General features: G+C 70.5%; 9 protein-coding genes. 7 read left to right on the plus strand and 2 right to left on the minus strand.

Annotation, left to right across the window (positions count from 1 at the left end; genetic code table 11):
• Positions 1-154 precede the first annotated feature (154 nt).
• On the minus strand, positions 155-1,165 hold the full coding sequence (locus tag AOK15_RS36480) for a LacI family DNA-binding transcriptional regulator (protein WP_055522821.1): 1,011 nt from the start codon (positions 1,163-1,165) through the stop codon (positions 155-157).
• A gap of 461 nt (positions 1,166-1,626) precedes the next feature.
• Here AOK15_RS36480 and AOK15_RS36485 point away from each other — a divergent pair, with 461 nt between their 5' ends.
• Positions 1,627-3,567, plus strand: a complete 1,941-nt coding sequence (locus tag AOK15_RS36485) for an acyl-CoA dehydrogenase family protein (RefSeq protein ID WP_055522822.1) — start codon at positions 1,627-1,629, stop codon at positions 3,565-3,567.
• A gap of 172 nt (positions 3,568-3,739) precedes the next feature.
• Positions 3,740-6,385, plus strand: coding sequence for a preprotein translocase subunit SecA (secA, locus tag AOK15_RS36490; RefSeq protein ID WP_079058914.1), 2,646 nt, complete (start codon positions 3,740-3,742; stop codon positions 6,383-6,385).
• Between the two features lie 7 nt (positions 6,386-6,392).
• On the opposite strand, the gene AOK15_RS36495 is transcribed toward secA, so the two are convergent.
• Positions 6,393-6,848: a lamin tail domain-containing protein gene (locus AOK15_RS36495; RefSeq protein ID WP_055522825.1), complete on the minus strand. Its 456-nt coding sequence runs from the start codon at positions 6,846-6,848 to the stop codon at positions 6,393-6,395.
• Positions 6,849-7,069: 221 nt separating this feature from the next.
• On the opposite strand from AOK15_RS36495, the gene dxr reads away from it, so the two are divergent.
• The 5 genes from dxr (at position 7,070) to AOK15_RS36520 (ending at position 12,958) form a co-directional block, all read left to right on the plus strand.
• The gene (dxr, locus tag AOK15_RS36500) at positions 7,070-8,344 is read left to right on the plus strand and encodes a 1-deoxy-D-xylulose-5-phosphate reductoisomerase (protein WP_055522827.1); all 1,275 of its coding nucleotides are present in this window, start codon (positions 7,070-7,072) and stop codon (positions 8,342-8,344) included.
• Entirely contained in the window at positions 8,341-9,645 is a 1,305-nt protein-coding gene (locus AOK15_RS36505; protein ID WP_055522829.1) for a M50 family metallopeptidase, read from the plus strand. The genes dxr and AOK15_RS36505 overlap by 4 nt, the downstream gene beginning before the upstream one ends.
• A gap of 192 nt (positions 9,646-9,837) precedes the next feature.
• On the plus strand, positions 9,838-10,995 hold the full coding sequence (gene ispG / locus AOK15_RS36510; protein WP_055522831.1) for a flavodoxin-dependent (E)-4-hydroxy-3-methylbut-2-enyl-diphosphate synthase: 1,158 nt from the start codon (positions 9,838-9,840) through the stop codon (positions 10,993-10,995).
• Between the two features lie 475 nt (positions 10,996-11,470).
• The gene (locus tag AOK15_RS36515; RefSeq protein ID WP_055522833.1) at positions 11,471-12,325 is read left to right on the plus strand and encodes a GNAT family N-acetyltransferase; all 855 of its coding nucleotides are present in this window, start codon (positions 11,471-11,473) and stop codon (positions 12,323-12,325) included.
• Between the two features lie 102 nt (positions 12,326-12,427).
• Positions 12,428-12,958, plus strand: coding sequence for a GNAT family N-acetyltransferase (locus tag AOK15_RS36520; RefSeq protein ID WP_055522835.1), 531 nt, complete (start codon positions 12,428-12,430; stop codon positions 12,956-12,958).
• The last annotated feature ends 19 nt before the right edge of the window (positions 12,959-12,977 follow it).

Consider the following 12,977-nt stretch of genomic DNA (forward strand, 5'->3'; position numbering starts at 1 on the left):
GGTCGGTGTGGGCGCCGGATGACCGCGAGACCGGAGAGCGGGATCGGGTAAGGGCGGCGCGGGCGGGCGGAGAAGAAGGGCGGACGCCGGGCGACGGAGGCGGCCGCCGGCCCGCGGGAGGCTGGTTACCGCCTGCCATGCCCCGCCCCCGGTGTCAGCCGCCGGTCAGCGGTCCCGTACTCGCGCGGACCGTCAGCTCGGGGGCGAGGAGCACCACCTCGTCCGTCTCCCGCCCGTCGAGCTTGGCGACGAGCTGCTCCACGGCCCGCCGCCCCATCTCCTGGGCGGGGATGGCGACCGAGGTCAGCCGTACCGACGCCTGCACGGCGACCTGCTCGGGGCAGACGGCGATCACCGAGACGTCCTCGGGCACCGCCCGGCCCTGCTGGCGCAGCAGCGCGAGCAGCGGCTCGACCGCGGACTCGTTCTGCACGACGAACCCGGTGGTGCCCGGCCGTTCGTCGAAGATCCGGGCCAGCGTCGCGGCCATCGCGTCGTAGCCGCCCTCGCAGGGCCGGTGCAGCACCCGCAGCCCCAGCTCCCGCGCCCGCGACCGCAGTCCGTCGAGGGTGCGCTCGGCGAAGCCGGTGTGCCGCTCGTACACCGCGGGGGCCTCGCCGATGACGGCGACCTCGCGATGGCCGAGCATCGCCAGGTGCTCCACGCACAGCGCGCCGGTCGCCCCGAAGTCGAGGTCGACGCAGGTCAGGCCGCTGGTGTCGGCCGGCAGTCCGATGAGCACGGACGGCTGGTCGGTGTCGCGCAGCAGCGGCAGGCGTTCGTCGTCCAGCTCGACGTCCATCAGGATCATCGCGTCGGCGAGCCCGCTGCCGGTGACCCGGCGCACCGCGTCGGGGCCCTCCTCGCCGGTGAGCAGCAGCACGTCGTAGCCGTGGATCCGGGCCGTGGTCGCCACCGCGATGGCGATCTCCATCATCACGGGCACGTACATGTCGGTCCGCAGCGGGACCATCAGCGCGATGATGTTGGACTTGCTGCTCGCCAGGGCACGCGCCCCGGCGTTCGGGTGGTAGCCCAGCTCCTGGATGCTCCGTTCGACCCGCTGGCGGGTGCCGGCGGAGATGGACCGCTTGCCGCTGAGGACATAGCTCACCGTGCTCGCCGAGACTCCGGCGTGCTGGGCGACCTCGGCGAGGGTGACCATCCAGCTCTCCAAGCGTGTTTAAGCGCTTCGACTGCGCATTGGTTCCGTACAGGGTGATGTGAGGGTGGCTCGACAGTAGCTCGGCGGTGAGTGCGTGTCCATAGGTTGTCGAAGCGCTTCGATAGCGACCCGGGAACCTAGGCACGGTGGGGGAGGGTGTCGTACGGCGGCCGCGGATTCGTGGGGGCTTGGCGCGCGGTTCCCCGCGCCCCTTTCGGGCGCCCGCTGCTTCGAGAGGCGCAGCGTGTCCCAGCTTAGGGCCGGGGGACGGCTTTCGGCCGTGGGTGGCGAGGAGTGGCCGGTCCGGGGGTGAAGCGGTACTCGGCCATCGGCGGCCGAACGTGGACGCGAGGGGTGGCGGGGGGCGTCCGGATCGGGTACCAACGATCGAGTAGCACCCATCGGTAACCAATCAGGTACTCATCCGGTACAAGATCCCGATTCGCGGCGAGGTGACCCTCATGTCCGCACCACCCCTGAAGAAACCCGTCGTCACCGAACGCGAGGCCCGCCAGGTGGCGGAGGCCGCCCGCGAGCGGGACTGGCGCAAGCCCAGCTTCGCCAAGGAACTGTTCCTGGGCCGGTTCCGCCTCGACCTCATCCACCCCCACCCCCTGCCCACCGACGAGGCCGTCCGGCGCGGTGAGCAGTTCCTGACCAAGCTCCGCGCGTTCTGCGAGACGAAGGTCGACGGCGCCCTCATCGAGCGCGAGGCCCGGATCCCCGACGAGGTGATCAACGACCTCAAGGAACTCGGCGCCCTGGGCATGAAGATCGACCCCAAGTACGGCGGTCTCGGCCTCACCCAGGTGTACTACAACAAGGCGCTGGCCCTGGTCGGCTCGGCCAGCCCGGCGATCGGCGTGCTGCTCTCCGCGCATCAGTCGATCGGCGTACCGCAGCCACTGAAGCTGTTCGGCACCCCCGAGCAGAAGCAGAAGTTCCTGCCGCGCTGCGCCCGCACCGACATCAGCGCCTTCCTCCTCACCGAGCCCGACGTCGGCTCGGACCCGGCCCGGCTGGCGACGACCGCGGTACCCGACGGGGACGACTACGTCCTCGACGGCGTGAAGCTCTGGACGACGAACGGTGTGGTCGCCGACCTCCTCGTCGTCATGGCGCGGGTGCCGAAGTCCGACGGCCACAAGGGCGGCATCACCGCCTTCGTCGTCGAGACGGACACGCCCGGCGTCACCGTCGAGAACCGCAACGCCTTCATGGGCCTGCGCGGCATCGAGAACGGCGTCACCCGCTTCCACCAGGTCCGGGTCCCGGCGGCGAACCGCATCGGCCCGGAGGGCGCGGGGCTGAAGATCGCGCTGACCACCCTCAACACCGGCCGGCTCTCCCTGCCCGCGTCCTGTGTGGCGGCCGGCAAGTGGTGTCTGAAGATCGCCCGTGAATGGTCGGAGGCCCGTGAGCAGTGGGGCAAGCCGATCGCCCACCACGAGGCCGTCGGCGCCAAGATCAGCTTCATCGCGGCCACCACCTTCGCCCTGGAAGCGGTGCTCGACCTCTCCTCGCAGATGGCCGACGAGGACCGCAACGACATCCGGATCGAGGGCGCCCTCGCCAAGCTCTTCGCCTCCGAGATGGGCTGGCGCATCGCCGACGAGCTGGTCCAGATCCGCGGCGGCCGGGGCTTCGAGACCGCCGAGTCCCTGCGGGCGCGCGGCGAACGGGCCGTGCCTGCCGAGCAGATGCTCCGCGACCTGCGGATCAACCGCATCTTCGAGGGCTCCACGGAGATCATGCACCTGCTGATCGCCCGTGAGGCCGTCGACGCCCACCTGTCCGTGGCCGGAGACCTCATCGACCCCGAGAAGTCCCTCTCCGACAAGGCCAGGGCCGGCGCGAACGCGGGCGTCTTCTACGCCAAGTGGCTGCCCAAGCTGGTCACGGGCACCGGCCAACTCCCGCGCGCCTACGCGGAGTTCCATCCGGCGGGCCACCCAGACCTCTCGGCCCACCTGCGCTACGTCGAGCGCTCCGCCCGCAAGCTGGCCCGCTCCACCTTCTACGCCATGTCCCGCTGGCAGGGCCGGATGGAGAGCAAGCAGGGCTTCCTGGGCCGGATCGTCGACATCGGCGCCGAGCTGTTCGCGATGAGCGCGGCCTGCGTCCGCGCCGAGCTGCTGCGCACCACGGAGGGGCACGGCCGCGAGGCGTACCAGCTCGCCGACGTCTTCTGCCGACAGTCCCGCCTCCGCGTCGAGGAACTCTTCGGCCGGCTGTGGAGCAACACCGACGACGTCGACCGCAAGGTGGTCAAGGGCGTGCTCGGCGGCGCGTACGAGTGGCTGGAGCAGGGTGTGATCGACCCCTCCGGCGAGGGCCCGTGGATCGCGGACGCGACACCGGGCGCGAGCGAGAAGGAGAACGTCCACCGCCCCATTCGCTGACGCCCCCATTCGCTGACCGCCGCCCGCTTCGCATGTGCCGCCCGTTCGCCGACCGCCGCGCACGGAACGCACCGTCGCCCCGCTCCGCCGTCCCGCTGCTTGCCGCGCTCACCCCACGAGCCGACAATCGAAAGGACGGCGGACGCGGCGACAGCGCCGAGGTGATGCTGCGATGTCCGAACTCGGCATGAACTCCCTCACCCACAAGATCATGCGCGCCGGCGAGGGCCGGATACTGCGCAGGCTGCACAGGATCGCCGACGAGGTCGCCTCGGTCGAGGAGGATTTCGCGGCCCTGGACGACACCGACCTGCGTGCCCTCACCGACGAGTACCGGCAGCGGCTGGCCGACGGCGAGACCCTCGACGACCTGCTGCCGGAGACCTTCGCCACCATGCGGGAGGCCGCCCGCCGCACCCTCGGCATGCGCCCCTTCGACGTCCAGGTGATGGGCGGCGCGGCCCTCCATCTCGGCAATGTCGCCGAAATGCAGACGGGCGAGGGAAAGACTTTGGTGGCCACCCTTCCCGTCTATCTGAACGCCCTCACCGGACAAGGCGTCCACGTCGTCACCGTCAACGACTACCTCGCCCGCCGGGACGCCGAATGGATGGGAAAGGCGTATGAATTCCTCGGGCTGACCGTCGGCGTCGTCCGCGCCGAATCGACCCCGGACGAACGCCGGGCGGCGTACGCCTGCGATGTCACCTACGGCACGAACACGGAATTCGGCTTCGACTATCTCCGCGACAACATGGCCTGGTCGCGAGCCGAGCTCGTGCAGCGAGGCCATCACTTCGCGATCGTCGACGAGGCCGACTCCATCCTCATCGACGAGGCCCGCACCCCGTTGATCATCTCGGGTCCGGCCGACCCGGCCACGCACTGGTACGAGGCCTTCGCGACTCTCGTGGACCCGATGAAGGGCGTCGAGATCCAGGAGGAACGCTTCACCCGCCCCGCCGACAAGGACCGGCTGGAGCAGCTGCGCGCAAGCCACCACTACGAGTACGACCCGCGCAAGCACACCGTCGCGATCCTCGACCCCGGTGTCGAGTACGTCCAGGACCAGCTGGGCATCGACAGCCTCTACGAGTCCGACCACACCCCCCTCATCGGGCACCTCAACAACGCGCTCAAGGCCAAGGAACTGTTCCGGAGGGACCAGGAGTACGTGGTCATCGACGGGGAGGTCCTGATCGTCGACGAGCACACCGGCCGCCTGCTTCCCGGCCGCCGCTACAACGAGGGCCTCCACCAGGCGATCGAGGCCAAGGAGGGGGTGTCGGTCAACGCCGAGAACCAGACCCTCGCCACCATCACCCTGCAGAACTTCTTCCGCCTCTACGACAAGCTCTCCGGCATGACCGGCACGGCGATGACGGAGGCCGCCGAGTTCCACCAGATCTACGAGCTGGGGGTCGTCCCCGTCCCCACCAACCGGCCCATGATCCGCGAGGACCGGCCGGACCTGATCTACCGGACCACCGACGCCAAGTTCGCGGCGGTCGTCGACGACATCGCGGAGCGCCACGCCAGGGGCCAGCCGGTGCTGGTCGGCACCACCACGGTCGAGGTCTCCGAGGCGCTCTCCGCCCGCCTGCGCGCCCGCCGCGTCCCGCACCAGGTCCTCAACGCCAAGAACCACCGCCTGGAGGCCATGATCGTCGCCCAGGCCGGGCGCAGGGGAGCGGTGACGGTCGCCACCAACATGGCGGGCCGGGGCACCGACATCATGCTCGGCGGCAACCCGGAGGCCCTGGCCCGGGCCGCGCTGCCCGACGACGCGGACGACGAGGAACGCCGGGCGGTCCTCGACCGGATCACCGCCCAGGTGGAGGCCGAGCACACCGAGGTCACCGCACTCGGCGGCCTCTACGTCCTCGGCACCGAACGCCACGACGCCCGCCGCGTCGACCACCAGCTGCGCGGTCGCTCCGGCCGCCAGGGCGATCCGGGGGAGTCCCGCTTCTACCTCTCCCTCCAGGACGATCTGATGCGGCTGTTCCAGGCCCAGCTCGTCGAGCGCGTCATGGCCGCGACGAACGTGCCCGAGGACGTCCCCATCGAGAACAGGATCGTCACCCGTGCCGTCGCCTCCGCCCAGGCCCAGCTGGAGCGCCAGCACTTCGAGTCCCGCAAGGACGTCCTGAAGTTCGACGAGGTCCTCAACCGCCAGCGCCGGCTGATCTACGCCCAGCGCCGTCGCGTCCTGGAGGGCGAGGACCTGCGTGGCCAGCTCCTCCGCTTCATGGACGACACCGTCGAGGCGTACGTCGCCGCCGAGACCGCCGAGGGGTACCCGGAGGAATGGGACCTGGACGCCCTGTGGCGGGCGCTCGGGCAGCTCTACCCGGTGGGGCTCACGATCGAGGACCTGGAGCGGGAGCACGGCGGCCGTGCGAACCTCACCGCCGGGGACCTGATGGCGGCTCTCACGGACGACATCCGCACCCACTACGCCGAGCGCGAGGCGGAGTTGGGCGAGGGGACCCTGCGCGAGCTGGAACGCCGGGTGGTGCTGTCCGTCCTGGACCGCACCTGGCGCGAGCACCTGTACGAGATGGACTACCTCCGCGACGGCATCGGCCTGCGCTGGACCCTGGGCCGCGAGCCCATCGTCGAGTACGAGCGCGAGGGCTTCGACATGTTCGTCGCCATGACCGACGCGATCAAGGAGGAGTCCGTCGGCTACGTCTTCCACCTCGACACCGCGTCCACCGGCCTCGCCCCTTCCCGCGACAAGGACGCCCTCCACTTCACGGCCCCGACCGTCGACACGGCGGAGGGCGTGGTGGAGGGCGCCCGGCGGGGCTAGAGGTTGCTCAGCAGTACTTGTCGCTGGCGTCGCGCGTCGTCCACGAGCACGAGTCGACCTTGGTCCCGCTCGCCCGCAGCAGCGTCGCGGTGTCGCTGGTGTTGTTCCAGACGTAGGCCCTGCGGTTCTGGTACTTGGTCGCGCTGGTGTCGGTGCCCGAGCCGGTGCGGACCTTGATGTACTTGCCCGCCCCGATCTTGACGTTCGGGAACGTGTACTTGTGGTTGTCGGGGTCCTTCAGCACCCAGCCCTTCAGCGAGACGGCCGACCCGCCGGTGTTCCTGATCTGCACCCATTCGCCGTTGAGGCTCGTGTTGGTCCGGGTGTCCTTGCCGGGGCTGTCGAAGTACACGCGGTGGATGGTGACGCCCCCCGCCGCCTCCGCCGGGCTGCTCAGCACCGTGCCGGTGAGTGCCACGGCTCCGGCGAGCGCGGGCAGGGCGGCGCGAATGCGCTTGCGCATGGATTCCCCCCAGGGTCCTCGTACACGATCGCCGTCGTCATCCAGCGACGCAGCGATCGGCTGATACGACTTTCGGATCAGCTGGGAAGAAGTCATATCACCCTGTCTTCACACCTGCTTCACAAATGGAGAAAACGCATCGTCGACGGCACACCACCCGAAGTGGGTCAACAGGGGGCCGCGCGGTCCTGCCGGACACCGGATGCGGCAACAATGGGGGGATGAGTGACAGTCCCGCCCCTCTCGCCGATCCCCATCTCGTCTTCGATCCCGTGGACGGGGTCCGGGATGTGGTGATCCTGGGTTCGACCGGCTCGATCGGCACCCAGGCCATCGACCTCGTCCTGCGCAACCCGGACCGCTTCCGGGTCACCGGGCTCTCCGCCGCCGGAGGGAGGGTGGAACTGCTGGCCGAGCAGGCGCACCGGCTGCGGGTGCGGACCGTCGCCGTCGCCCGCGAGGACACCGTTCCCGCGCTGCGCGAGGCCCTGACCGCCGCGTACGGCACCGGCGAGCCGCTCCCCGAGATCCTCGCTGGCCCCGGCGCCGCCGCCGAGCTCGCCGTCTCCGACTGTCACACGGTGCTCAACGGCATCACCGGCTCCATCGGCCTCGCGCCCACCCTCGCCGCCCTGGAGGCGGGCCGCACCCTCGCGCTCGCCAACAAGGAGTCGCTCATCGTGGGCGGCCCGCTGGTGAAGGCCGTGGCCAAGCCCGGCCAGATCATCCCGGTCGACTCCGAGCACGCAGCCCTTTTCCAGGCCCTCGCCTGCGGCACCCGCGCCGATGTGCGCAAGCTGGTCGTCACCGCCTCCGGCGGCCCGTTCCGAGGCCGTACCAAGGCGGAACTCGCGGACGTCACCCCCGCCGACGCCCTCGCGCACCCCACCTGGGCCATGGGCCCGGTCATCACGGTCAACTCCGCGACCCTCGTCAACAAGGGCCTGGAAGTCATCGAGGCGCACCTCCTCTACGACATTCCCTTCGATCGCATTGAGGTCGTCGTCCACCCCCAGTCGTATGTCCACTCGATGGTTGAGTTCACGGACGGATCGACAATGGCGCAGGCCACGCCCCCGGACATGCGCGGCCCCATCGCCATCGGCCTCGGCTGGCCGCAGCGCGTCCCGGGTGCCGCGCCCGCCTTCGACTGGACCAAGGCGTCCACCTGGGAGTTCTTCCCCCTCGACGACGACGCGTTCCCCTCGGTCGGCCTCGCCCGGCACGTGGGCCGGCTCGCGGGCACGGCCCCGGCGGTGTTCAATGCCGCCAACGAGGAGTGCGTGGACGCGTTCCTGCACGGCGGGCTCCGGTTCGGCGCGATCATGGAGACGGTGACCCGGGTCGTCGAGGAGCACGGCACCCCCGCCACGGGAACTTCCCTGACCGTGGCGGACGTCCTCGAAGCGGAGACCTGGGCGCGCGCCCGCGCCCGTGAACTGACCGGTTCCCCAGGCAAACCCACCGAGCGGACGACCGCGGAGGCCCGTGCATGACGACCCTGATGTTCATCCTCGGCATAGTGGTCTTCGTGATCGGCCTGGCCTTCTCGATCGCCTGGCACGAGCTGGGCCACTTCTCGACGGCCAAGATGTTCGGCATCCGCGTGCCCCAGTTCATGGTGGGCTTCGGCCCGACCATCTGGTCGCGCAGGAAGGGCGAGACGGAGTACGGCGTCAAGGCGATCCCGCTCGGCGGCTACATCCGCATGATCGGCATGATCCCGCCCGGCGACGACGGCCGCATCGAGAGCCGCTCGACCTCCCCGTGGCGCGGGATGATCGAGGACGCCCGCGAGGCGTCCTTCGAGGAGCTGAAGCCCGGCGACGAGGAGCGCCTCTTCTACACGCGCAAGCCGTGGAAGCGCGTCATCGTGATGTTCGCCGGCCCCTTCATGAACCTGATCCTCGCCGTCGTGATCTTCGTCGGCGTGATGATGAGCTTCGGCGCCAAGACCCAGACGACCACGGTCAGCAAGGTCTCCGACTGCGTCATCTCCGCCAGCGAGAACCGCACCAAGTGCAAGGACGGCGACAAGGAGGCCCCCGCCAAGGCCGCCGGCCTCCAGCCCGGAGACAAGATCGTCGCGTTCGACGGCGCCCCCGTCACCGACTGGTCGGCCCTCCAGACCGACATCCGCGACAACCCCGGCAAGAAGGTCGTCCTCACCGTCGAGCGCGACGGCAAGCAGGTCGACATCACCCCCACCCTCATCAAGAACGACGTCGCCCAGACCGACGGCCAGGGCGGCTACGTCGAGGACAAGTTCGTCTCCGCCGGCTGGCTCGGCTTCACCCCCGCCTTCGACATCGTCCCGCTCTCCTTCGGCCAGTCCGTGGACCGCATGGGCGACATGATGGAGAACGGCGTCGAGTCCCTGATCTCCCTGCCCGCCAAGATCCCCGCCCTGTGGGACGCCACCTTCGGCGACGGCGAGCGCGCGGCGGACTCGCCCATGGGCGTGGTCGGCGCAGCCCGCGTCGGCGGTGAGATCTTCACCATGGACATCCCCGCCACCCAGCAGCTCGCCAGCTTCCTCATCCTGCTGGCCGGCTTCAACCTCTCCCTCTTCCTGTTCAACATGCTCCCGCTCCTCCCGCTCGACGGCGGGCACATCGCGGGCGCCCTGTGGGAGTCGGTGCGCCGGAACACGGCCAAGGTGCTCCGCCGGCCCGACCCTGGCCCCTTCGACGTGGCGAAGCTGATGCCCGTCGCGTACGTCGTGGCCGGCGTGTTCATCTGCTTCACGCTGCTGGTCCTCATCGCGGACCTCGTGAACCCGGTGCGCATCTCCTAGACACCCAGCGTTCACGGCGGCCGGGCACCCTGGGGTGCCCGGCCGCTTCGCTGCCCCGCCCAGAGCCTTCCCTTACGGGTGGGTTTACGGCCCGTGATGTGCCGGGGCCCAGGGCCGTGCCGTAATCTCGAAGCCTGGAGCCCGCCTGTTCCGGGACCCGATCCTGATCCACAACTTGGGGTTGCACAGCAGATGACTGCGATTTCTCTCGGCATGCCGTCCGTTCCGACCAAGCTCGCCGAGCGCCGCAAGAGCCGGCAGATCCAGGTCGGGTCCGTGGCGGTCGGCGGGGACGCACCGGTGTCGGTCCAGTCCATGACGACCACGCGTACGTCCGACATCGGCGCCACGCTCCAGCAGATCGCCGAGCTGACGGCCTCCGGCTGCCAGATCGTCCGGGTCGCCTGCCCGACGCAGGACGACGCCGACGCCCTGCCCGTCATCGCGAGGAAGTCGCAGATCCCGGTCATCGCCGACATCCACTTCCAGCCGAAGTACGTGTTCGCCGCGATCGAGGCCGGCTGCGCCGCCGTCCGCGTCAACCCCGGCAACATCAAGCAGTTCGACGACAAGGTCAAGGAGATCGCCCAGGCGGCGAACGACCACGGCACCCCGATCCGCATCGGTGTCAACGCCGGCTCCCTCGACCGCCGTCTCCTGCAGAAGTACGGCAAGGCCACCCCCGAGGCCCTGGTCGAGTCGGCCCTGTGGGAGGCCTCGCTCTTCGAGGAGCACGGCTTCCGCGACATCAAGATCTCGGTCAAGCACAACGACCCGGTCGTCATGGTCAACGCCTACCGTCAGCTCGCCGCCCAGTGCGACTACCCCCTCCACCTCGGCGTCACCGAGGCGGGCCCCGCCTTCCAGGGCACGATCAAGTCCGCCGTGGCCTTCGGCGCGCTCCTCTCCGAGGGCATCGGCGACACCATCCGCGTCTCCCTCTCCGCGCCCCCGGTGGAGGAGGTCAAGGTCGGCAACCAAATCCTGGAGTCCCTCAACCTCAAGCAGCGCGGCCTGGAGATCGTCTCCTGCCCCTCCTGTGGCCGCGCCCAGGTCGACGTCTACAAGCTTGCCGAAGAGGTCACCGCCGGTCTCACCGGCATGGAGGTCCCCCTCCGCGTCGCCGTCATGGGCTGCGTCGTCAACGGCCCCGGCGAGGCCCGCGAGGCCGACCTCGGCGTCGCCTCCGGCAACGGCAAGGGCCAGATCTTCGTCAAGGGCGAGGTCATCAAGACCGTCCCCGAGTCCAAGATCGTCGAGACCCTCATCGAAGAGGCCATGAAGATCGCCGAGGAGATGGAGAAGTCCGGCGTCACCTCGGGCGAGCCGACGGTGGCGGTGGCAGGCTGAGCACGCCCCACAACGCCCCGGGGCACCGCAGGCGCCCCTCAAGGGGCGCGGGGAACTGCGCACCAAGCCACGACGGGCCCGCACCCGCCAGACCACAGGTGTTCCCGGGTCGTTGGGCGCCGGGCCGGGGCACCGGTCAGCCGCAGATCCCTTCGGGGGCCGCAGGCCCCTTGAGGGGCGCGGGGAACTGCGCGCCAAGCCACGACGGACCCGCACTCGCCGGAGCGCAGGTGTTCCCGGGTCGTTGGGCGCCCGGCCGGGGCACCGGTCAGCCGCAGATCCCTTCGGGGGCCGCAGGCCCCTTGAGGGGCGCGGGGAACTGCGCGACGAGCCACGACGGACCCGCACCCGCCGGAGCACAGGTACTCCGAGGCCCTTGGGCGCCCGGCCCGTGGCGCAGCCACAGGGCGCCCGGCCACAGCCCCGCAGGGTATCGTGCGGAAATCAGCGCAGACCAAGGGTGAGGCCCCCGCACGTGTTGACCCAGACCACCACCCGGGTCCTCGAACCGAGTGACCTGGACGCCGCACTCGCCGTCCTCGACCGCGAGCCCGTCGCGAACGCCTTCGTGACCTCCCGCGTCCAGGTCGCCGGCCTGGACCCCTGGCGGCTCGGCGGCGAGATGTGGGGCTGGTACGAGGACGGCGCCCTCACCTCCCTCTGCTACGCCGGCGCCAACCTCGTCCCCATCTGCGCCACCCCCCGAGCCGTCCGCGCCTTCGCCGACCGCGCCCGCCGGGCCGGCCGCCGCTGCTCCTCGCTCGTCGGCCCCGCCGAACCCACCGCCCAGCTCTGGCGCCTGCTGGAGCCCAGTTGGGGCCCCGCCCGCGAGGTCCGCGCGCACCAGCCGCTGATGGTCACCGACCGGCTGCCCGACCCCGCCGAGGTCGCCCCCGACCCGTACGTCCGCCGGATCCGCAAGGACGAGATGGAAACGATCATGCCGGCGTGCGTGGCGATGTTCACCGAGGAGGTCGGCGTCTCCCCGATGGCCGGGGACGGCGGCCTCCTCTACCAGGCCCGCGTCGCCGAACTCGTCGGCTCCGGCCGCTCCTTCGCCCGCCTCGACGCCGACGGCCGCGTGGTCTTCAAGGCCGAGATCGGCGCCGCCACCCCCCAGGCCTGCCAGATCCAGGGCGTCTGGGTGGCCCCCGAGTACCGCGGCCGGGGCCTGGCAGGGCCCGGCATGGCGGCGGTCCTGCGCTACGCCCTCGCCGATGTGGCCCCTCTGGTCAGCCTCTACGTCAACGACTTCAACACGGCCGCGCGGCGAACCTACCGCAGGGTGGGCTTCCAGGAGGTCGGCGAGTTCATGAGCGTCCTCTTCTGACGAAGACCGACGCACCCCGTCCCGGACACACGCAACCGCGGGGCCGGCCACATCCGACCCGCACCCCGCGCACCACCCGAACCCCCCTGTAGCATCCGCAACATGAGCCTCGTCATCGGCCCCCTGGACCTCCCCGCCCACGTAGACGAGGCCCTGGCCGTCCAAGCCGTGGCGTTCGGCCTCGGCCCCGACGAGGTGGCCGTACGCCGCCAGATCGTCCTGCGCCACATGACCTACCGCGGAGCGAGGGCACTCGGCGCCACGGCCGGCGGCCGTCTCGTCGGGTTCGTCTACGGCATGCCCAACGACCGCACCCACTGGTGGTCCACCGTCGTGGAGCCCTACCTCCGCGCCCGCGGCCACGAGGACTGGCTGGACGGCTCCTTCGTGATCACCGAGCTGCACGTCCACCCCGCCTACCAGAACCGCGGCGTAGGCCGTTCCCTGATCACCACCATCACCGACAGCGCGACCGAGCCCCGCTCGATCCTCTCCGCGATCGACATCGAGAGCCCCGCCCGGGGCCTGTACCGCTCCCTCGGCTACGAGGACCTCGCCCGCCAGGTCCTCTTCCCGAGTGCCCCCAGGCCGTACGCCGTCATGGGCGCCCCCCTGCCCCTGCGCCGCAGGTAGCCGCCCTTCCGCCCCCGAC

It is taken from the genome of Streptomyces ossamyceticus (assembly GCF_001418475.1).
GTDB lineage: Bacteria > Actinomycetota > Actinomycetes > Streptomycetales > Streptomycetaceae > Streptomyces > Streptomyces ossamyceticus.

What these genes read in the sequence shown, in the direction of transcription:
- AOK15_RS36480 (WP_055522821.1), bottom strand. Translation starts at nt 1,165, where the DNA reads ATGGTCACCCTCGCCGAGGTCGCCCAGCACGCCGGAGTCTCGGCGAGC.
- AOK15_RS36485 (WP_055522822.1), top strand. Translation starts at nt 1,627, where the DNA reads ATGTCCGCACCACCCCTGAAGAAACCCGTCGTCACCGAACGCGAGGCC.
- secA (WP_079058914.1), top strand. Translation starts at nt 3,740, where the DNA reads ATGTCCGAACTCGGCATGAACTCCCTCACCCACAAGATCATGCGCGCC.
- AOK15_RS36495 (WP_055522825.1), bottom strand. Translation starts at nt 6,848, where the DNA reads ATGCGCAAGCGCATTCGCGCCGCCCTGCCCGCGCTCGCCGGAGCCGTG.
- dxr (WP_055522827.1), top strand. Translation starts at nt 7,070, where the DNA reads ATGAGTGACAGTCCCGCCCCTCTCGCCGATCCCCATCTCGTCTTCGAT.
- AOK15_RS36505 (WP_055522829.1), top strand. Translation starts at nt 8,341, where the DNA reads ATGACGACCCTGATGTTCATCCTCGGCATAGTGGTCTTCGTGATCGGC.
- ispG (WP_055522831.1), top strand. Translation starts at nt 9,838, where the DNA reads ATGACTGCGATTTCTCTCGGCATGCCGTCCGTTCCGACCAAGCTCGCC.
- AOK15_RS36520 (WP_055522835.1), top strand. Translation starts at nt 12,428, where the DNA reads ATGAGCCTCGTCATCGGCCCCCTGGACCTCCCCGCCCACGTAGACGAG.